This is a genomic window from Reyranella sp., assembly GCF_004296935.1.
Classification (GTDB): domain Bacteria; phylum Pseudomonadota; class Alphaproteobacteria; order Reyranellales; family Reyranellaceae; genus Reyranella.
The window spans coordinates 1-20,023 of sequence record NZ_SCVH01000099.1 but is presented as its reverse complement, the minus strand read 5'-3'; the positions used below and the strand labels follow the sequence as shown (position 1 = coordinate 20,023).

The following is a 20,023-nucleotide window of genomic DNA, read 5'->3' as shown; positions in this document are numbered from 1 at the left end:
TGCGTGATGACCAACGAGACAAGCGCGGCCGCAAAAAAGGAACCGAAGTACATCTTGAACATCGAGGGAAAGGACATCCCTTGGGATCAAGACACCATTACGACCGAGCAGATTGCCCAGCTTGGCGGCTGGGAACTCTCACAGGGCGTGATCGAGGTAGATAAGGACAACAACGAGCGCACCTTGTCGCCGGGTGAAATCATCGAGATCAAGCCGGGCCAGGGCTTTGGCAAGAAGCACAAGTGGAAACGCGGCTGATGCGTCCACGGCTCGAACAGGAGCTGGCACTCCTGAGGAAGTACTATCCGGATATCGAGCATAGAGAGCAAGGCGGGGAGGACTGGTTCAGGATTCCCCGTTTTGCTTTTCCAGCCGGGTGGCAGATCGGCGAAAAGCCCGCCGAGAAAGAGCCTGTCGTGTTCAAGATCGTAGCCAGCTATCCGGCCGGTGAGCCGTATGGTTTCGCCGCACCAACCGGGATCAATTTCAAAGGCATCGCGCCAAAGGACACCGGGTCAGCCATCAGCCCGCCGTTCGACGGTTCATGGCAGCATTTCTCTTGGGCGCCAGACGGATGGACACCCAGCGCAGATGCCGCCGCGGGCTCCAATCTGCTTGCTTGGGTCCGAAGCTTCACCCAGCGACTGAAAGAGGGAGCATGAAAACGCTTCTTAAGATGCCGGACGCACTGTTCATGGACCTGATCGCGCATTTGCTTCGACCCGACAGCATTCACGAAGAAGCGGCGTTCCTGTTTGTCAATTCGAGTCGTTTCGAGGATCACGTCAACTTTGAAGTCGTCGAGTCAATGAAACTCACACCGGAAGATTTTGAGACTCAGGAGAGCGACTACCTTGAATTGAAAGACACTACGCGCGCCCGGCTGATCAAACGGGCGCACGACCTTGGCGCATCCCTCGTCGAAATGCACTCTCATCCGGGAGCACGTACGGCCGCCTTTTCGCTGGCAGACCGCGTTGGCCTACAAGAGACAGTTCCCCATATGTGGTGGCGCCTTCGCAGCCGCCCCTACGTCGCGATCGTCGTCGCACGAAACTGCTTTGATGCTCTTGTGTGGCTCGACGATCCGAAGATCCCGCTGCCGCTCGGCGGCATTCTCGCTGGCGAGCATCTACGCCGCCCGACCAACCAGTCCCTGAAGGGGTGGACATGACCGACATGCCCGACCGGTATCACCGCAATATTTTACTCTTCGGCGCTGACGGCCAGCAGAAGCTACGCAGCACCGCGGTCGTCGTTGCCGGCACTGGCGGGCTCGGCAGCCCGCTCATCCAACACCTAGCGCTTCTTGGCGTAAAACGCATCACGTCCATCGACGACGAGGAACTTGATGACACCAATCGGAACCGCTTTGTCGGCGCGCGACATACCGATCCAATACCTGGCAGCGCAAAGGTGATAATTGCCAATCGGCTCATCCGAGAGACAAACCCTGACGTTGAAAGCGTGCCGTTGGAATGCAGCCTCGTCTCGGAAAGGGCGTTCGCTGCGATTAGAGAGGCAAACTGGGTGCTTGGCTGCTTTGACCATGATGGTCCACGTGCGATCCTAAACGAACTCTGCGCGGCTTATGAAAGGCCGTATATCGATCTCGCTTCCGACGTGCCGGAGCCAGGAATCTACGGTGGCCGTGTCTGCGTCTCTGTCGGCGGCCAGGGATGTCTCGACTGCCTCGGCCTACTCGATCGCAAGATGGTACGCCGGTACATCGAAACGGACGAGAGCCGCAACCGTGAGGACGCCATCTATGGCATTGCCGCAGGCGCGCTAGATGTCAAAGGGCCGTCCGTCTCTCCGCTTAACGGTGTTATTGCTGGTCTAGCGGCACTTGAGTTCATGGTCGCAGTGACTGGCCTTCGCGCGCCCAAACGCCTGCAGACATATCGTGGCTGGGAGTCCAAGGTAGTGGTGAGCTTGGATGAACCGCGAACAGATTGCCTAGTCTGCAAGGGCATTCGCGGCCGACCAGAGGAAGCTGATGTAGAGCGCTACCTCAAACTCTCGCACCTCTTGAAGCGCAGAAACTGACGAGGTTTTGTTAGAGTGCAATCGGCTAGGCAATTAATATTGAGCGCCTACCGCGCCGTCGCCGCGGAGGCCGAAGTAAAGGAGAGAGAGTGTAGGTCGATACGCAGCTTAGCTTTATCGTCACCATAGAGGATGCGAATCTTCGTTCCATCCTCTAGAGATGGCATCACGGCGACGTAGAGGTTGCCCTTCAGACGCTGGCCAAGCGGATTGCCTCGTTCACAACGCCACTTCAGATATTCGACGAAGTCATCAACTCGCTGCTCGGCGCCGCCGTGGAGGCGGAGATAGCTCGCCGCAAACATCTCGGAGGGATTTGCCACGTACTTCTTTATACCGAGGTTTCTGAGCTGCAAGTGTAGCCATCTCCGCCGCGCCCCAGGCGCGATCATCTTCCTCGACATCGGCAGGCAGTAGCTGGGTTGCCGCAAAGTACGGAAGCTCCTCGCCCGGCGCCGCACATTCCCACGCCTCTGTATGGCTGAGTTCACTTATGGAGCGTGCGCTGTTCTGGAGACAGACAAAGTCAGCAACCTCATCGACAAGCTTCATCTCAGCATCCGAGAACGCCGACATGTTTGGCGGCCGCCGCGCGATGTATTCGTACTTCGAAAAGCCGAAGTACGGCACAAGCTTCTCGTCAAGATCACCCTCAGCGATCAGCTCGCGAAGGCACGACTGTAGGTGTTCAGCAACGGGCCCATGACTCTGGCGAGCGTAGGTCTCTCCCGTCATCGGGCGACCCAACTGCAAGTAGCAGATCATGTCGGCGTAAAAACCTGCTTTGTTGAGTTTGGTTTTCCCGACATGCTCCGGAGGGCAGCGATTGATCACGTAGTGGATCAGCGCCTTGAATTTCTGTCGGTCGAACTGGTGCATTTCCCTTGTCGAGCGTGATGGTGGGGTCGCGCTCTTGCGTCGAGTGTACATGATTGGGACTCCTCTAGCCTAGAGTAGAACGCAGAGCATCCCGGACGGATCCGTGGGTATTAAGGCCACCGGACCTATCAGAAATGCCCAAAATACAGCATTTTCGCGAATGCCCGATGACAACAAGGGGGCATCGGATCGCCAATCTGAACGGGCCGGCGAACGCCGTTCGCCTCTGCGGCATCCTGGGAGCGGGGTACAAACCGACCTCCCCGCCCTCCCTTGTCGACTCGTCCGTCGCGTACAAGCAGACCAAGCCGTCAGATCCGTAGAACCAGGTCCGGTCGCGCCGCCACCCTACGAGACGGCCGCGCGGCGGCCTCCTCGGGGTGAGGCCATTCGTTGCCTACCCTCAAAGATCATGAAACATGTCGTACTCATGATCCTCGTCCAGGATGCGCACCCTGGGCGGCAGGTCCCAGCCCCAGTCCGGCCGCACCGGGTGGGCGAAGGTGAGCGCCAGCGCGTCGCCGATGTCGGGTGAGGCGAGGCCGCGCTTCTTCATGTCCTCCTTCTTCTCGAGCTGGATCTCGCCCTGGCCGTTGTAGCCGTACTCGCAGCCGGTGAGGTCGGCGCGCAGCTCCGGGTCGTCGGGCAGCGCGGCCCGGCGCCCTACTTCACCGACCGCAGTTCGGTGGCAAGGGCTGCCAGGCCGATCGCCTCGATCTTCCCGCCCAGGGAAAAGCGCTCGGTGCCGGGATAGACGACGAACCGCTTCTTCGGCCCGAGGTCGTCGCAGGCAAAATGGAAGCCCTTCTCGACCTTGGGCGCGGAACTCCGCTTCACTTCGACGGCCCACAGCCGGCCGCCGGGAAGCTGCAACACCAGGTCGATCTCGGCGCCCGCGGAGGTGCGATAGAAGCTCGCCTCCGTCCCGTCCGGTGCGGCGGCGATTAGCGTTTCGACGACGAGCGTCTCCCACGTCTGGCCGGCCACGGGATGGCCGAGAATGTCTTCCTTGGTGCGGAGCCCCAGCAGGGCGTGGGCGAGCCCGGTGTCGCGGACATAGACCTTCGGCGACTTCACCAGCCGCTTGCCGTCGTTGCGATGCCACGCCGGCAGGCGGCGCACCAGCAGCAGGTCGACCAGGAGGTCGAGATAGCGGGCGACCGTGACGCCGCTCACGCCCAAGGCGCGCGCCAGATTGGCGGCGTTCAGGAGCTGGGCCTGGGCGTGCGCCAGCATCGTCCAGAAGCGGCGCAGCGTCTCGGCCGGGATGCGGGGCCCGAGCTGCGGGATGTCGCGTTCGAGATAGGTGCGAATGAAGTCCTGGCGCCATTTGAGGCTCGACGCATCGTCGTGGGCCAGGAAGCTGTCCGGAAAGCCGCCGCGCACCCAGAGCCTGTCGAGATCCCTTGCCGGCACTTCCAGCGCATCGAACGGCGCCAGTTCGAGGTAGGAGATGCGGCCGGCCAGCGTCTCGCCGGACTGCTTCAGGAGATCGATCGCGGCGGAGCCCAGCAACAGGAAGCGGCCCGTCTTGCGGCCGCTCCGGCGCCCGCGGTCGATGACCCCGCGCAAGGTCTGGAAGAGTTCGGGGACGCGATGCACCTCGTCGAGGACGACCAGCTCGGTCTCGTGATCGGCGAAGTAGCGGTCCGGGTCGGAGAGACGGGCGCGGTCGGGGGCGGATTCGAGGTCGAGATAGACGGCGGGACGGTCCTCCGCGATCTCGAGGGCGAGCGTCGTCTTGCCGACCTGCCGCGGGCCCAGCAGGCCCACGGCGGGGGTGCGATCCAGCAGATGGACCAGGCGGCCTTTCAGGTGGCGTTCCAGCATGGTTGCAATTATAAAGTATAAAGTTATATTTACAAGGTTGTAGAATGTTGGGATCGACCGAGAAATCGAAGGACATCGGTCGCTCATGACCCCCTTCGCCCCCTGCGGGGGCACTTCCCCCGCTTCGCGGGGGCAGAGAAAGGACATATGCGACAGCCCCGCCCTCGCCCTCAAAGATCGTGAAACATGTCGTACTCATGATCCTCGTCCAGGATGCGCACCCTGGGCGGCGCATCCCACAGCCAGTCCGGCCGCACCGGATGCGCAAACGTGAGCGCCAGCGCGTCGCCGATGTCGGGTGAGGCGAGGCCGCGCTTCTTCATGTCCTCCTTCTTCTCGAGCTGGATCTCGCCCTGGCCGTTGTAGCCGTATTCGCAGCCGGTGAGGTCGGCGCGCAGCTCCGGGTCGTCGGGCAGCGCGCCGCTGCCCCGTAGCCAGTCGCGGAGGTTGCCCCACATCTCGGCGCGCTTGTTGGCGTAGAGCGTCTTGGCGCCATCGCCGTCCCAGCGCGCGGCGGCGGCGCCGAAGTTGACGCCGTGCACGCGCTGCACGCCCAACTGGCGCAGGCGATCGACCACGCCGGCGCCGAGGCCGGTCTCGTCGACGAAGACGGCGGCGGGGCCGCGTTCGAAGGCGATCTCGGCCACGCGGCCCGCGAGCGTCATCAGGTCGAGGCCGCGGTGCTTCTCGATCGGGATGGAGCGCGCGTCGCGGCCGCGGCGCAGGACGATCACGCTGCGATCATCGCCGAAGCGGGCGACGTCGACGCCCATCACCAGCGGCGCCCGCTGTCCCTGGGGACCGTCGCGTTCGGGAACCCGGCGCACGGCATCGTCGACGCTCTCGCCGTCGATCAGCTGCATGGTGCCGGCGCGCGGAAAGAGTCCGCGCACGCGCACCCGCACGAAGTCGGAATCGGCGCCGTAGTCCCTCACCCACTGATTTAGCTGCGCCTTGTCGGTGAGCGAGACCTGGCGCGAATCGACCTGTTGTGTGTGCCAGCGGTCGCGGAAGCGGTTGAAGCACTCGAAGAAGCGGCCCGAGGTGCGCGTCGGGTTGCCGAAGGCGACCCAGACGATCTCCGTACCGGCGTCGGTCAGCGCGCCCTCGGCCGTCTCCCAGATCGGATCGGCGATGGCCGAGGCCTCGTCGAACACCAGCAGGACGCGGCTGCCCTTGTTATGAAGGCCAGCGAAGGCCTCGGAGTTGTGCGCGGCCCACGGCACCATGTCGATGCGGCCGGGGCCTTCGGGCACCGGCAGCTTGGAGGCGAGCGAGGTGGCGCCCAGTTCGTTGAAATCGTTTGTGGCGGCGAGGCCCTGCCACTTGGCGAGCTCGGCCCAGGTCTTGGTTTTTAGCTGGGTCTCGGTGTTCGCCGTCACGACACCGCGTGTGGAAGGTACGGTGGCGGCGGCCCACAGGATCAGCCACGCCACCAGCGCCGACTTGCCGACGCCGTGGCCCGAGGCGACGGCGATGCGGACGGGGCCGTCACGCGCCTCCAGCCGGTCGCCGATCTCGCGCAGCACCTCGGCCTGCCACGGCTCGGGGCCCTTGTGGTCCTGCAGCGGGCCGGGCTCACCCCAGGGGAAGGCCCAGGTGACGAAGCCCAGCGGATCGCGGCGATAACGCTCGACGCGGACCAGGCGCTCGCGCTGGAGGTCAGCGTCCTTGTTTCTTGTTCTTGGCATCCCGCTTCTCCTTCGCGGCGTCGTAAGCATCGGCGCGCGGCCGGGCGGCGGCCAGGCGCTGGGCGAGGTCGAACGGCAGCGGCGAGGCGGCCGCCTTGCCGCGCTCGCCGTAGGTCTCGGGGCGGTGGGACTTCAGCAGGAACTGCAGCAGGCGGTTGTCGAACTGCTGCACGGAGCCGACTTGCTTTCCGTTGCGGAACACCGCGCGCTCGGTGCCGTTGAGCGCGCGGCGCATGGCGTCGTCCTGCAGGCGCTCGACGCCGAGCTGCAGCGCCTCCTCCCAGCGTTCGGCGAAGGCCTCGTCGGCGGCGCGGCGCTTGTAGAGCGGCCGGCGCGGCAGGCCCGCGCGGGCGGCGGCGAAGGTGACCGAGCCGGTGCGGGCGAGATGGAGCAGGAACGATTCGAGCTTCCTGGGGGTGAGATCGGGCGGGGGCGCGGACGCGCGTCTGCGCCGCTTCGGGCGGGGCATGGGGACTCCGGGGTTTACGGGGTGGTTCTGGGCATGAAAAAGCCCGCCGGGCTCGAGGGGCCGGGGCGGGCTGGGAGGCGGACGGACGTTCCGCGATTATGCCAGAATTTCTAGCATAAACCTGCTGAACTTGCAACTTTCATTTCTGACCCCCTTCGCCCCGTAAGACGGGGCACTTCCCCCGCTTCGCGGGGGCAGAGAAGAATCTGACTCCTCCCCCCTTGCGGGTCGTCGCTCAGGCCTACTCGGCGGCCTTCACGCGCACCGGGAGCTTCCAGCCGGGCCGGATGAAGTGGCAGGTGTAGCCGTGGGGAATGCGCTCCAGGTAGTCTTGGTGCTCGGGCTCGGCTTCCCAGAAATCGGCGGCGGGCACGACTTCGGTCACGGCCTTGCCGGGCCACAGGCCGGAAGCGTCGACATCGGCGATCGTGTCCTGGGCGACGCGGCGCTGCTCGTCGGTCGTATAGAAGATCGCCGAGCGGTAGCTGGTGCCGCGGTCGTTGCCCTGGCGGTTGAGCGTCGAGGGATCGTGGATCTGGAAGAAGAACTCCAGCAGCGTGCGATAGCTGATCTTCGCCGGATCGAAAACGATCTCGATCGCCTCGGCGTGGCCGTCGTGGTTGCGATAGGTCGCGTTGGCCACGCGGCCGCCCGTGTAGCCGACCCGTGTCGAGGCGACACCAGGCAGCTTGCGGATCAGGTCCTGCATGCCCCAGAAACAGCCACCAGCCAGAACTGCGCGCTCTTCGCTCATCGGATGTCCTCCATCTGGTCGAGACAGGCACCATAGCCCGCCGCCGCCATCCCGTCGCGGGGGACGACGCGCAGCGAGGCCGACGGGAGGCGGGAAATCCCGAAGGCCGTCTATTGCGGCTCGATGCCGGCGGCCTTGAGGGCGGTCTTCCAGACGCCGAGCTGCTCCTTCATGTAGGCGGCCAGCGCCGCGGGCGTGGACGACTTGGGGATGAAGCCGTGCTTCTGCATCGCCGCCACCACCGAGGGCTTGGCCAGCGCCGCGGCCATCGCCTTGTTCATGGCGGCGACGATTTCGGGCGGCAGGCCGGCGGGGCCGACCAGGGCGAACCACGGGCCGATCGGGAACGGCGGCTGGCCGGCCTCGACCAGCGAGGGCAGCTCGGGCATCAGCGGGCTCCTCTGGGGGAACGAGGTCGAGAGCGCGCGGAGCTTGCCGGCCCTGACCTGGGGCAGGGTCGAGGTCGCGGTGCCGTTCATGAGCTGGACGCGGCCGGACAACAGGTCGGTCATGGCGTCGGGCTCCGACTTGTAGCGCACCGCCTCGAGCTTGATGCCGTTGTTCTTGGCGAACATCGAGGTCGAGACCAGGGCATAGGTGTTGCCGGTGGCGTAGTTGAGCGGCGTCGGGCTCGCCTTGGCGAAGGCCACGAGCTCGGCGATCGTCCTGGCCGGCACCGCGGGATTGACGACGATGAAGAAGGTGTTGTCGCCGAGATAGGTGACCGGCGTGAAATCGGTGAGGACGTTGTAGGGCGGCTCCTTCAGGATGTTGGGCACGACGGCGAGCGGGCTGTTGGTGCCGAACATGAAGGTGTAGCCGTCTGAGGCTGCGCGCTTGACCTCGCCGGCGGCCAGCGCCCCATCGGCGCCGGGCTTGGGCACGATGATGATGGACTGGCCCAGCGTCTGCTCCAGCTCCTGGCCGACGATGCGGGAGAGCGCGTCGGTGGCCGACCCCGCGCCGAAGGGGATGACGAATCTGATGGGCTTCGATGGCCAGGCCTGAGCCTGCGCCTCGATCTGGGGCAACAACAGGACTGCCGACAACGCCAACGCGATGATCCTCAGCATGGAACCCTCCCTGTGGTTTTTTACTTCTTGTCCGTACGCGCCGCCCTTCCCTCTTCAATACTGACTCTAAAGCGTATTCCGCACCAACAGCCCTACCTCATGCTGAGGAGCCACGCGAAGCGTGGCGTCTCGAAGCATGGGCAACAACACGACTGGTTCCCACCCTTCGAGACGGCCGCTGCGCGGCCTCCTCAGGGCGAGGTTGGTGGTGCGCTCTGGCCTCAATACCGCGCGATCACCTGCTTGGCGAAGTCTTCGAGATTGCGGCGCGCCTCGGCCATCGCCGGCAGCAAGGTGATTTCATTCAGGCCCATCGCCTCGCGCTCGCGCAGCATGGCCACGATCTCGTCCGGCGTGCCGACCAGCCCGCCGGTGGCGCGGATCAGGTCCTCGGTGATGAAGCGGCGTTCCTCCGGCGGCAGGAAGGCGCAATGGCCGAGATGGACCTGCTGGTAGCGGCGAGCCGGCGGCGTCTCCATCTTCTCGGTGAAGGCGAGATACTCGTCCCACAGGTTGCGGCAGCGGCCGGCTACGGTGCTGGTGTCGCCGTCCTTCTGGTAGAGCTCCCACCAGTAGTGCAGTGTTGCCACGGCCATCGAGCCGATCTCGTCGATGACGCGATCCGACGTCATGCTCTCGCCGGGCCGGAGCACGCAGGCGTAGCTGAGCGCCGCCGTGTGGAAGTTTTCCGGCAGGACGCGACCGACGGCCGACGCGCCTTCGCGCATCACTTCAAGGCTCTTCTGCAGCCTGGCGCGCGTCTGGTTGTGCGAGCACACGCGGCCGTCGCCGTAGGCGCCGGCGGTCTTCAGCGCCAAGGGACCGTCGGCGGCGACATAGATCGGCACGGGGTGGGCCACATCGATGAAGCCCTCGTCGGGATGCAGGAAGCGGATGTCGGTTCGCTCTTCTTTGTCGAGAACGTAATCAACCTCCTCGCCGTGCAGCAGGGCGCGCAGGACGCGGAGATACTCGCGGAAGGCAGCGGCCTTCATCGGGTCCTTGCCCATGACGCGCATCGCGGTGTGGCCGGTGCCGATGCCCAGGAACACCCGGCCGGGGGCGAGCCTGTTGATGGTGGCGATCGAATGCGCCGTGACCGGCGCCAGCCGCACGCCCGCCACCGAGACGCCGGTGCCGAGCCTGATGCGCGAGGTGTTGGCCGCCGCCAGCGCCAGCACGGCATAGGCGTCGGAATAGAGCATCTGTGAATCGGCCGCCCAGGCCGCGTCGTAGCCCATCGCCTCGAGGTCGACGAACAGCTTCCAGTCGGAGACGCGCGGGACGACGGTGACGCCGAACTTCACGCGGCGCTCCTGTGCGCCGCCGCGGCCGCCAGCACCATTTCGGCGCACTTCTCGCCGATCATGATGGTGGGGGCGTTGGTGTTGCCGCTGGTCAAGGTCGGCATGATCGAGGCGTCGGCGACGCGCAGGCCCTGCAGGCCGTGGACCCGGAGCTCGGAATCGACCACGGCCAGCGGGTCCGCGCCCATCCGGCAGGTGCCGATCGGATGGTAGGTCGTCTCGGCGTTCTTGCGCACCCAGTCGAGCAGCTCGTCGTCCTTCTGCAGGTGCGCGCCCGGCGCGATCTCCTCGCCCGTGACCTCCTTCAGGGGCGAGGTCGCCATCAGCTCGCGGCCCTTGCGGATGGCGGCCAGCACGCCGGCGCGATCGTGCTCGGCGGAAAGGAAGTTGAAGCGGATCGCCGGCGGCTCGGCCGGATCCGCGGATTTGATGTGGATCGAGCCGGTGCTTTCGGAGCGCAGCACGTTCACGTTCATGGTGATGCCGCGCTTCTTCGAGACGCGGCGCTCGTGGCCCACCATCTCGTAGAGGAAAGGCGCGATCGAGACCGTCGCATCGGGCGTTTCCAGCCCGACCCGGGTGCGAAAATAAAGGCGGATCGGCACCGAGGTCGAGGCGAGGAAGCCCTCGCGGAACAGCGCGTACTTGATGGCCTCGCGCGCCAGCCGCCAGCCGCGGGCGTTGTCGTTGAAGGTGAGGTTCTTCTCCCTGATGGCGAACTTCACCCGCGGCGAATAATGGTCGCGCAGGTTCTCGCCGACGCCGCGCAGTTCATGCACGGGCGCGATGCCCCTGCTGCGCAACAGGTCGGCCTGGCCGATGCCGGAGAGTTCCAGCAGCTTGGGCGAGTTGATCGAGCCGCCCGAGACGATGACTTCGCGCGCGGCCCGCGCCTCGCGTTTCACGCCGCCCACGGCATAGCGCACGCCGACGCAGCGCTTGCCGTCGAGGATCAGCGCCTCGGCCATCGCGCCCTGCTCGATCACGAGATTGGGTCGCGCGCGGGCCGGGTCGAGGTAGCAGAAGGCCGTGCTCTGGCGGCGACCCTTGGCGATCGTCACCTGCGACATGCCGATGCCTTCCTGGGTCTCGCCGTTCAGGTCGGGATTGAAAGGCAGGCCTATTTTTTCCGCGGCCGCGATCATTTTTTCGAGGAGCGGCACCTTGTGGCGCGGCGTGTCGGTGACGCGCAGCAGGCCGTCGCGGCCGCGAAATGCGTCGGAGCCGCCGTCGTAGCGCTCCATGCGCTTGAAGACCGGCAGCACGTCCTGGTAGCTCCAGCCGCGGTTGCCGAGCTGGGCCCAGTGATCGTAGTCCTGCGCCTGGCCGCGGATATAGACCATGCCGTTGATCGAGCTCGAGCCGCCCAGCATCTTGCCGCGCGGCACGTCGATGCGGCGCCCGCCCGAGCCCTCGTCCGGCTCCGAGGCGTAGCACCAGTTGACGGCGGGATCGTCGATCATCTTGGCGACGCCGACGGGCACGCGCGACCAGAAGAAGTTCGAGCCCTGGGTCCCTGCCTCCAGCAGCAGCACGCGGTAAGCGCCGCTCTCGGTCAGCCGGGCGGCCACCACGGCGCCCGCCGAGCCTGCACCGACGACGATGTAATCATAAGCAGCGTCGCTCGGCATGGCGCATGGATTCCTTTTCCCGGGAAGGCAAAGGAAACCAGCGCCAGAACTTCGTGGCAAGGGTGCGATGGCAAGCGCAGCCGATCTGCGGCTTCCCGGCAAACCACCGGAATATCAGCCAGGTCCGGCGATCGCGATGCCGTGGCCCGGCCAGGTGCAGTTCCCCTATCCGACCATTGCCCCGCCTTCGGCGCGCGCCACGGCGAGATCGTAGATTTCCTCGGGAACGATCCTCCGCTCGAAGGCAAGCTGCGCGTGTTCAGGCGTCATCCTGAGGTCGGCCCAGGCTTTCTCGGGCGTCCGCTTGTACTGGGGCAGGCTGCGGTGGACCCACTGCCAGTAGACCACCATGTCGAATTCCGGCGTGTTCATCTTCGGGCCGAGAGACTCCAGATAGTTCTTCAGGTCAGGGCGGGGTTCGTAGTCCGCGGGTTCTTCCCAAGCCATCGTGTCCTCCTGCGTTCGGGTTTGTGTGTCCGTCGAGGCCGCTCCTCGGTCTCGACAGATGCATTCTCACGACGGAAGGCTCGCAGAGCGTGATTTGACCGTTCGCGCCCCGTGAAAAATTCACGTGAACAATATTCGGGGTACTCATCCCGGCGGTTGTGCTCGCCCAGGGCGACAGAGCGACCGGCTTGCAACCGGGTCCCTCGCACAGGCGGTACGCGGGGCTGCCGATGCGCGGTCCAGCCGCCCGCGAGCGGCTTCCCGGGAAATCGCCGGAGTGCTAGCCATGTCTGTCCATGCGACAGCGGCGTCGCGGAAAGGGTAAGAATGCGTATCGGCGTTCCGAAGGAAGTGAAGACCCATGAATACCGCGTGGGCCTGGTGCCGGGCAGCGTGCGGGAACTCCTCCATCACGGCCACCAGATCGTGGTCGAGAAGAACGCCGGCGCGGGCATCGGCATCGACGACGCCGACTACGTGCGGGCGGGCGCCACGGTTGCGGCGAGCGCCGTGGAGGTCTTCGCGGGCGCCGACATGATCGTGAAGGTGAAGGAGCCGCAGCCGGCGGAGATCGCGATGCTGCGCACCGGCCAGGTGCTGTTCACCTACCTTCATCTCGCCGCCGACAAGGGACAGACCGAGGGGCTGCTGCGCTCCGGGGCGACCTGCATCGCCTACGAAACGGTGACCGACGCGCGCGGCGGCCTGCCGCTGCTGGCGCCGATGAGCGAGGTCGCCGGCCGCATGTCGGTCCAGGTGGGCGCGCATTGCCTCGAGAAGGAACAGGGCGGCAAGGGCGTGCTGCTGGGCGGCGTGCCGGGCGTGAAGGCGGCCAAGGTCGTGATCATCGGCGGCGGCGTCAGCGGCACCAATGCCGCCCGCATGGCGATGGGCATGGAGGCCTATGTCACCGTGATCGACAAGTCGCTGCACCGGCTCTACGAGCTCGACCTGCAGTTCGGCTCGCAGCTCCACACGCTGTTCTCGACGGTCGAGAATATCGAGAACGAGGTGATCGAGGCCGACTTGGTGATCGGCGCGGTGCTGGTGCCGGGCGCCGCGGCGCCAAAACTGGTGAGCCGCGACATGGTGCGGCGCATGAAGCCGGGCTCGGTCATCGTCGACATCGCGATCGACCAGGGCGGCTGCTTCGAGACCAGCCGGCCCACGACGCATGCATCGCCGACCTACGTCGACGAGGGCGTCGTGCATTACTGCGTGACCAACATGCCGGGCGCGGTGGCGCGCACCTCGACCTTTGCGCTCAACAACGCGACCCTGCCGTTCGTGCTGGCGCTGGCCGACAAGGGCTGGCGCAAGGCGCTGCAGGACGACGTCTATCTGCGGCGCGGCCTCAACGTCCATGGTGGCGCCATCACTTTCGAGGCGGTGGCGACGGACCTCGGCCTGCCCCTCAACCCGATCGAGCGGGTGCTGGCGGCCGCGTAAGGTGGCAGAGCTTTTGCAAGCAACCGAGACATGACAAAGCCGTTCCATCTCGCCTGGTTCCTGTCGCAAGGCTACGGCCCCAAGAGCTGGCGCTCGCAATGGCCGGGCAGCGACCTCGGGCGCTGGATGATGCCCGACATCTTCATCGATCTCGCCAGGAGCATGGAACGGGCGTGCATGGACTACATGATCATCGAGGACTCCTCGATGGTGCCCTACACCTACAAGGGCTCGCACGACGTCTATCTGAAATACGCCGCCAGCACACCCAAGCTCGATCCCGCGGTGCTTGTTTCGTACCTCGCCCAGGCGACGAGCCGTCTCGGCCTGGTGCCGACGCTGTCGACCAGCGAATACCCGCCCTACCTGATGGCCCGGCTGGTCAACACGCTCGATCACGTGACCGAGGGACGGATCGGCTGGAACTGCGTCACCGGCAGCAACGACGGCGCCGCCGAGAACTACGGGCATGTGGGGCAAAGACCGCATGACGAGCGCTACGACGTGGCCGATGAGTTTGCCGATGTCGTGACACGCCTGTGGGAGTCGTGGGAGCCGGACGCCGTGGTGCTGGACCGCGAGACGCCGATGTTCGCGCATGGCTCCAAGGTCCATCCGATCAACCACGCGGGGAAATATTTCAAGGTGCGCGGGCCGCTGAACGCGCCACGTTCGCCCCAGGGCCGTGTGCCGATCTGCCAGGCCGGCGGTTCGCCGCGCGGCCAGGACTTTGCCTCCAAGTGGGCCGACACGATCATCACCAACGCCATCACCGTCGAAGGCATGAAGACCTTCCGCGAGGATGTGCGCCGGCGGGCGGCGGCGTACGGGCGCGATCCGGACACGATCAAGGTGCTGTTCCTGGCCTACCCGATCGTCGACACCACGATGGAGGCAGCCCGCGACAGAAGGCGTCTGCAGCAGGAGGAGTCGGGCCGGCATCTCGACCTGCAGCTCTCGGGCATGTCGCGCCTCACCAACATCGATTTCTCGAAGTTTCCGCTCGACGAGCCGCTGCCCGAACTCAGCACCAACGGCCATCAGTCCTCGCTCGCCAAATGGATCGGCAAGACACCGCGCTCCCTGGCCGAGGGGTCCAACAGCCGCCAGGGCGTCGACCTGGTCGGCACTTCGGACCATGTGGCCGGCCTGATGCAGGACATCATGCAGGAGGTGGGCGGCGACGGCTTCCTGCTGTTCAACGCTTATTTCGACCGGCGCTACATCATGGAAGTTTGCGACGGGCTGGTGCCGGAGCTGCAGCGGCGTGGCCTCACGCGCAAGGCCTATGCCCACAAGCACTTCCGCGACAACCTGATGGAGTTCTGACCGCGCCGAGACGGCCGCGATCAGCTCTTCTCCAGGGTCGCGCGCAGGTGGGCAAGCAGGCCGACGCAGCCGGCCTCGATGAGGTCGAGAGCACGCTCGTAATCCTGGGCGGAGCCGCCGTGGGGATCTGCGACGTCGTGGTCGCCGAACATCCGCGGCCGTTCGGCGAGGCCCGGCGGCGCCAGGGCGCGCAGCGCGGCGAGGTGCGTCTGCGCCATCGCCAACGGATGGGTAAAACGGGCGATATCGTCCGCTGTCAGCGGGCGTGACCGATGGCCGGCGATGTCGTGGCCGCAACAAGCGGCAGCTTTCAGGGCAAGCGGGCTCGGCGGCTGGCCGGCGTGGCGGACGCCGGTGCCGGCGGAGCCGATCTGGACGGCATGCTCCACTCCCGCACGACGTACGAGGCTCCGCATCACGCCAACCGCCATCGGCGACCGGCAGGTGTTGCCCGTGCAGACGAAGAGGATGCCGATGACCAACTCGCGCTACTTCTTCGCGCCCGGCAGGAAGTCGTCGAGCGGCACGCCGAAGCTGTTGAGCGCCCACGAGACGAGATTGTACTGGCCGATGGTGAAGACCACGTCCATGAGCTGCTCGGTCGAATACTTCTTCGAAAGAACCGCCCAGGTGCCGTCGGAGACGACGGAATTCTCGTAGAGGTCGTCGGCGGCCTGCATCAGCGCCGCCTCATGTTCGCTCCAGGTGCCCTTCGGCCCCTTCTTGATGTTCTCGACATCGGCGTCGGTGACGCCGCCCTTCTTCGCGATCAGCTCGTGCTGGGCGAATTCGTATTCGGCCTGGTTCAACCAGCCGATGCGCAGGATCAGGAGCTCGCGGTCGCGGAACGGCAGGGTCTGCTTGCCGAGCACGTGCCCGGCAAAAGGCGTCCAGCGCTTCACCAGCTTCGGGTGATGGGCGAGCACCTTGAAGATGTTGAAGATCTGGCCCCCCATCGCGTTCTTCTCGACGGTCTCGCGGTCCTCGGCCGCCATGGTCGCGAGGTCGCGCATCGGAATACGCTGCTTACGCTTGATCATCCTGTTTCCTCTCTAACGCCCTTTGATTTTCCGCCAGGCCGCGAAATCGACCATGGTCTGCTCGTTCGTCGCCGGATAGAGGCCGTAGATTCCCATGCCGCCGGTCACCTGCTCGGTGACGAAATCCTCGAACGCCGTCATCTCGTACGCCTCCTCGGCGACCTCGTCGGCGATGTTGGCGGGGATGACGATGACGCCGTCACTGTCGCCCAGGATCACGTCGCCGGGAAAGACCGGAGCGTCGCCGCAGCCGATCGGCACATTGATGTCGATCGCCTGATGGAGCGTGAGGTTGGTCGGCGCGCTGGGACGGTGGTGATAGGCCGGGAAACCCAGCCGCGCGATCTCGGCCGAATCTCGGAAGCCGCCGTCGGTGACCACGCCCGCGACGCCGCGCTTCATCAGTCGCGTCACCAGGATAGAACCCGCCGAGGCGGCACGCGCATCCTTGCGGCTGTCCATCACCATGACGGCGCCGGGCGGACAATCCTCGATCGCCTTGCGCTGCGGATGGCCGCGGTCGCGGAACACCGCGAGCTGGTTCAGATCCTCGCGCGCGGGCATGTAGCGAAGCGTGAAGGCCTCGCCCACCAGCACGGGCTGGACGGGCGACAGCGGATGCACGTCCTGGATGAACTGGTTGCGAAAGCCGCGCTTGAACAGGGCGGTGGCAACGGTAGCGGTGCTGATGGTTTTCAGCTTGTCGCGGGTCTCGGGCTTCAAGGCCATGCTGCTGTCCTCAGTAAATCGACGGTTCGACGACGGGCGCGCCGAAGCTCGTCTCGAGGAAATCGAAGTCGCAGCCTTCGTTGGCCTGCTTGATGTGCCTGGTGAACATCCAGCCGTAGCCGCGTTCATAGCGCGGCTCGGGCTTCTTCCAGGCGGCGCGGCGCCTGGCGAGTTCCTTGTCCGAAACGTTCATGTTGATGGTGCGCTTGTCGACATCGAGCGAGATCATGTCGCCGGTCTTCACCAGCGCCAGCGGACCGCCGATGTAGGATTCCGGCGAGACGTGCAGGATGCAGGCGCCGTAGCTGGTACCGCTCATGCGGCTGTCCGAGAGCCGCACCATGTCGCGCACGCCCTGCTTCACCAGCTTCTTCGGGATCGGCAGCATGCCCCACTCCGGCATGCCGGGCCCGCCCTGCGGTCCGGCGTTGCGCAGGATCAACACGGTATCTTCCGTGACATCGAGATCGTCACGGTCGATCGCCGCTTTCATCGAAGGGTAGTCGTCGAACACCAGGGCCGGGCCGGTGTGCTTCAGGAATTTCGGTGCGCAGGCGGAAGGCTTGATCACGCAGCCGTCGGGCGCGAGGTTGCCCTTGAGCACCGCCAGCGCGCCCTCCTTATAGATCGGATTCTTCACGGTGCGGATGACGTCGTCGTTGTAGATCTCGGCACCCTTGATGTTCTCGCCCAGGGTCTTGCCGGTGACGGTCATGGCCTTGAGATGGAGCTGGCCGCGGATCTGCTCCATCAGGCCGGGCAGGCCGCCGGCATAGAAGAAGTCCTCCATCAGATACTTGTCACCGCTAGGCCGGATGTTGGCGATCACCGGCACCTTGCGGCTGGCCCGCTCGAAATCATCCAGGCCGATGTCCTGGCCAGCACGCCGCGCAATCGCGATCAGATGGATGATGGCGTTGGTCGAGCAGCCCACGGCCATGGCGACCGTGATGGCGTTCAGGAACGCTTCCCGGCTCATGATCTTTTTGGGCGTAAGATCCTCCCACACCATCTCGACGATGCGGCGGCCGGTTTCGGCGCTCATGCGGATGTGGTTGGCGTCGGCCGCCGGAATCGACGACGCCCCGGGCAGGGTCATGCCCAGCGTCTCGGCCATCGCCATCATGGTGGCGGCGGTGCCCATGGTCATGCAGGTGCCATAGCTCCGCGCAATGCCGGCCTCGACATCGACCCAGTCGGCGTCGGAGATCTTGCCGGCGCGGCGCTCGTCCCAGTACTTCCAGGCATCGGAGCCGGAGCCCAGCACCTTGCCCTTCCAGTTGCCGCGCAACATCGGCCCGGCCGGCAGGTAGATCGTGGGCAGGCCCATGCTGATGGCGCCCAGCAGCAGCGCCGGCGTGGTCTTGTCGCAGCCGCCCATCAACACGACCCCGTCCACGGGGTGCCCGCGCAAAAGCTCCTCGGCGTCCATGGCGAGCAGGTTGCGGTAGAGCATGGTGGTCGGCTTCAGGAAGCTTTCCGACAGCGACAGCGCCGGCAGCTCCATCGGGAAGCCGCCGGCCTGCAGGATGCCGCGCTTCACGTCGTCGACCCGGCTCTTGAAGTGCATGTGGCAGGGCTGGGCGTCCGACCAGGTGTTCAGGATGGCGATGACCGGCTTGCCGGCCCATTCCTCCGGCGCGTAGCCCATCTGCATGGCACGCGAGCGGTGGCCGAAGGCGCGCAGATCGTCGGGCGCGAACCAGCGGGCGCTGCGCAGGTCAGCAGGTTTCTTTCTTTTGGTGCCGGTCATTGGTATTCCCTCCGGCCCCGAGGGAATACACTGGCGCGTCCGCGGTCAAGCTATGGCGCTGCCGTCCCCTCGGCTGCCGGCGCGGGCTGCAGACGCGCAGCGGCCAATTTGGCATGGCCGGGCGTGGTGAATTGCACACCGTCGAGTTCAAAGAACCGACGGGCGACCGCATGGAAGCGGAAGGCGTTGCCTTCCCTGAGGACGATGCCCGCAGGCTCGCCCCAGACTTCGACGACGAAGGGTTCGGACATGGTGTTCTCCCTGGTCTTCCCTGAGATGGTGCCACTCCAGCGATCCGGCAATGGTCGTGATTGCCAAACCTTCCTCGACGCGCAGCAGAGACTGCGCATGCGGCGTCAATATGGCGGAAGATCCTTTCAGAATTTGTGGCGATGCCCGGTCGTGGAAGAATGTGACACTAATGTTCAATCTTCCTAGTGTGAGCTCGAGGTGATCATGACCCTGACACGCTCCACCTTCCTCGGGATCGCCGGCGCTGCCGTGTTGACCGCGGGGCGGAGCGTCGCGCAGACAGCTCCGGGAGCACGCATGCATCAACGCAAGATACCGTCGAATGGCGAGATGCTGCCGGTCGTCGGCTGCGGCACCTGGCGGACCTTCGATGTCGGCGCCAAGCCGGAGGACCGCGCACCGCTGGCCGAGGTGCTGCGCATCCTGTTCGAGGCCGGCGGCTCGACTATCGACACCTCGCCGATGTACGGCTCGGCCGAGGCCGTGGTGGGCGACCTGCTGGCCGCCGCCAAGACGCGCGACAAGGCCTTCATCGCCACCAAAGTCTGGACGTCGGGCCACGACAACGGCATCGCCCAGATGCGCCAGTCGCTGCGGCTGCTCAAGACGGATCGCATCGACCTGATGCAGATCCACAATCTTCTCGACTGGCGGGCCCACCTGCCGACCCTGCGTGCCTGGAAAGCCGAGGGCCGCATCCGCCTGATGGGCGTCACGCATTACACGCAAAGCGCCCACGACGAACTCGAGGCGGTGCTGCGGGCCGAGAAGTGGGACTTCGTGCAGCTCAACTATGCGCTCGACGATCGCGCGGTCGAACGCCGCCTGCTGCCGCTCGCCGCCGAGCGCGGCATTGCGGTTCTGGTGAACCAGCCGTTCGGCGGCGGCGGGCTCCTGCGCAAGATGCTCAGCCGCAAGCTGCCCGACTGGGCGGGCGAGATCGGCTGTGCGAGCTGGGCGCAGCTCCTGCTCAAGTTCGTTCTCGCGAACCCAGCCGTCACCTGCGTCATTCCCGGCACCGGCAAGCCCGAGCACATGAAGGACAACGTGCAGGCCGGCTTCGGCGTCTATCCCGATGCGGCGCTGCTGAAGAAGATGGTGGCGGCGATCGGCACCTGAGCCCTTCTGCTGGCCCAACTTTTCAAAACTGGCCCAACTCGACCGACAGAATATCGGCTCTCCGCGCGCCGGAAAGCCAATGAATACGGGATTTTGCCCGTCCCGGCGGGCCCACCTGAAACGTGGGAGTGTTGGGCCCGAAGTTGGGCCCGGAGTCCGACCCCCTCCGCCCCGAAAGACGGGGCACCTCCCCCGCAGACGGGGGAGGAGGAAGAGGCCGAT

22 protein-coding genes are annotated in these 20,023 nt (G+C 65.5%); 7 read left to right on the top strand and 15 right to left on the bottom strand.

Annotated features, from left to right (window positions below; all coding sequences use genetic code 11):
* Positions 1 to 6 precede the first annotated feature (6 nt).
* Genes EPO55_RS13805 through EPO55_RS13790 form a run of 4 tightly spaced genes read left to right on the top strand, consistent with a single transcriptional unit; the run spans position 7 to position 2,049 of the window.
* On the top strand, positions 7 to 258 hold the full coding sequence (locus tag EPO55_RS13805) for a hypothetical protein (protein ID WP_296337467.1): 252 nt from the start codon (positions 7 to 9) through the stop codon (positions 256 to 258).
* A complete protein-coding gene (locus EPO55_RS13800) occupies positions 243 to 662 on the top strand; it encodes a hypothetical protein (RefSeq protein WP_296337466.1) in 420 nt (139 codons plus the stop codon). The genes EPO55_RS13805 and EPO55_RS13800 overlap by 16 nt, the downstream gene beginning before the upstream one ends.
* Positions 659 to 1,174: a Mov34/MPN/PAD-1 family protein gene (locus EPO55_RS13795; RefSeq protein ID WP_296337464.1), complete on the top strand. Its 516-nt coding sequence runs from the start codon at positions 659 to 661 to the stop codon at positions 1,172 to 1,174. The genes EPO55_RS13800 and EPO55_RS13795 overlap by 4 nt, the downstream gene beginning before the upstream one ends.
* Positions 1,171 to 2,049 (top strand): ThiF family adenylyltransferase, encoded by an 879-nt coding sequence (locus EPO55_RS13790; RefSeq protein ID WP_296337463.1) that lies wholly within the window; start codon positions 1,171 to 1,173, stop codon positions 2,047 to 2,049. Before EPO55_RS13795 ends, EPO55_RS13790 begins: the two co-directional genes overlap by 4 nt.
* 252 nt (positions 2,050 to 2,301) lie before the next feature.
* Here EPO55_RS13790 and EPO55_RS13785 read toward each other — a convergent pair whose 3' ends face one another.
* The 10 genes from EPO55_RS13785 to EPO55_RS13740 form a co-directional block, all read right to left on the bottom strand.
* Positions 2,302 to 2,979 (bottom strand): Panacea domain-containing protein, encoded by a 678-nt coding sequence (locus EPO55_RS13785; protein ID WP_296337462.1) that lies wholly within the window; start codon positions 2,977 to 2,979, stop codon positions 2,302 to 2,304.
* A gap of 352 nt (positions 2,980 to 3,331) precedes the next feature.
* Complete coding sequence (locus EPO55_RS13780; protein ID WP_296337461.1) at positions 3,332 to 3,484, bottom strand: hypothetical protein; 153 nt, start codon at positions 3,482 to 3,484, stop codon at positions 3,332 to 3,334.
* A gap of 107 nt (positions 3,485 to 3,591) precedes the next feature.
* Entirely contained in the window at positions 3,592 to 4,758 is a 1,167-nt protein-coding gene (locus EPO55_RS13775; protein WP_296337460.1) for an ATP-binding protein, read from the bottom strand.
* A gap of 170 nt (positions 4,759 to 4,928) precedes the next feature.
* Positions 4,929 to 6,449 (bottom strand): terminase, encoded by a 1,521-nt coding sequence (locus EPO55_RS13770; protein ID WP_296337459.1) that lies wholly within the window; start codon positions 6,447 to 6,449, stop codon positions 4,929 to 4,931.
* A complete protein-coding gene (locus EPO55_RS13765) occupies positions 6,421 to 6,918 on the bottom strand; it encodes a hypothetical protein (protein WP_296337458.1) in 498 nt (165 codons plus the stop codon). Before EPO55_RS13765 ends, EPO55_RS13770 begins: the two co-directional genes overlap by 29 nt.
* 241 nt (positions 6,919 to 7,159) lie before the next feature.
* Entirely contained in the window at positions 7,160 to 7,672 is a 513-nt protein-coding gene (gene msrA, locus EPO55_RS13760) for a peptide-methionine (S)-S-oxide reductase MsrA (RefSeq protein WP_296337457.1), read from the bottom strand.
* Between the two features lie 110 nt (positions 7,673 to 7,782).
* Positions 7,783 to 8,745, bottom strand: a complete 963-nt coding sequence (locus tag EPO55_RS13755; protein ID WP_296337456.1) for a tripartite tricarboxylate transporter substrate binding protein — start codon at positions 8,743 to 8,745, stop codon at positions 7,783 to 7,785.
* Positions 8,746 to 8,966: 221 nt separating this feature from the next.
* Complete coding sequence (locus EPO55_RS13750; protein ID WP_296337455.1) at positions 8,967 to 10,052, bottom strand: LLM class flavin-dependent oxidoreductase; 1,086 nt, start codon at positions 10,050 to 10,052, stop codon at positions 8,967 to 8,969.
* On the bottom strand, positions 10,049 to 11,683 hold the full coding sequence (locus EPO55_RS13745; RefSeq protein WP_296337454.1) for a GMC family oxidoreductase N-terminal domain-containing protein: 1,635 nt from the start codon (positions 11,681 to 11,683) through the stop codon (positions 10,049 to 10,051). Before EPO55_RS13745 ends, EPO55_RS13750 begins: the two co-directional genes overlap by 4 nt.
* 165 nt (positions 11,684 to 11,848) lie before the next feature.
* Positions 11,849 to 12,130, bottom strand: a complete 282-nt coding sequence (locus EPO55_RS13740; RefSeq protein WP_296337453.1) for a hypothetical protein — start codon at positions 12,128 to 12,130, stop codon at positions 11,849 to 11,851.
* Positions 12,131 to 12,457: 327 nt separating this feature from the next.
* Here EPO55_RS13740 and ald point away from each other — a divergent pair, with 327 nt between their 5' ends.
* Both ald and EPO55_RS13730 read left to right on the top strand, forming a co-directional pair.
* On the top strand, positions 12,458 to 13,579 hold the full coding sequence (gene ald, locus EPO55_RS13735; protein WP_296337451.1) for an alanine dehydrogenase: 1,122 nt from the start codon (positions 12,458 to 12,460) through the stop codon (positions 13,577 to 13,579).
* Positions 13,580 to 13,609: 30 nt separating this feature from the next.
* Complete coding sequence (locus EPO55_RS13730) at positions 13,610 to 14,908, top strand: NtaA/DmoA family FMN-dependent monooxygenase (protein WP_296337450.1); 1,299 nt, start codon at positions 13,610 to 13,612, stop codon at positions 14,906 to 14,908.
* A gap of 20 nt (positions 14,909 to 14,928) precedes the next feature.
* Here the strand turns inward: EPO55_RS13730 and EPO55_RS13725 are convergent, their stop codons facing one another.
* Genes EPO55_RS13725 through EPO55_RS13705 form a run of 5 tightly spaced genes read right to left on the bottom strand, consistent with a single transcriptional unit; the run spans position 14,929 to position 18,681 of the window.
* Positions 14,929 to 15,390, bottom strand: a complete 462-nt coding sequence (locus EPO55_RS13725) for a low molecular weight protein-tyrosine-phosphatase (protein ID WP_296337449.1) — start codon at positions 15,388 to 15,390, stop codon at positions 14,929 to 14,931.
* Between the two features lie 6 nt (positions 15,391 to 15,396).
* On the bottom strand, positions 15,397 to 15,948 hold the full coding sequence (locus tag EPO55_RS13720; RefSeq protein WP_296337448.1) for a carboxymuconolactone decarboxylase family protein: 552 nt from the start codon (positions 15,946 to 15,948) through the stop codon (positions 15,397 to 15,399).
* A gap of 12 nt (positions 15,949 to 15,960) precedes the next feature.
* Complete coding sequence (locus tag EPO55_RS13715) at positions 15,961 to 16,677, bottom strand: ribonuclease activity regulator RraA (RefSeq protein ID WP_296337447.1); 717 nt, start codon at positions 16,675 to 16,677, stop codon at positions 15,961 to 15,963.
* Positions 16,678 to 16,687: 10 nt separating this feature from the next.
* The gene (araD, locus tag EPO55_RS13710) at positions 16,688 to 18,430 is read right to left on the bottom strand and encodes an L-arabinonate dehydratase (protein ID WP_296337446.1); all 1,743 of its coding nucleotides are present in this window, start codon (positions 18,428 to 18,430) and stop codon (positions 16,688 to 16,690) included.
* A 50-nt stretch (positions 18,431 to 18,480) separates the two neighbouring features.
* Positions 18,481 to 18,681: a hypothetical protein gene (locus EPO55_RS13705; RefSeq protein WP_296337445.1), complete on the bottom strand. Its 201-nt coding sequence runs from the start codon at positions 18,679 to 18,681 to the stop codon at positions 18,481 to 18,483.
* A gap of 298 nt (positions 18,682 to 18,979) precedes the next feature.
* On the opposite strand from EPO55_RS13705, the gene EPO55_RS13700 reads away from it, so the two are divergent.
* Positions 18,980 to 19,801 (top strand): aldo/keto reductase, encoded by an 822-nt coding sequence (locus EPO55_RS13700; protein ID WP_296337444.1) that lies wholly within the window; start codon positions 18,980 to 18,982, stop codon positions 19,799 to 19,801.
* The last annotated feature ends 222 nt before the right edge of the window (positions 19,802 to 20,023 follow it).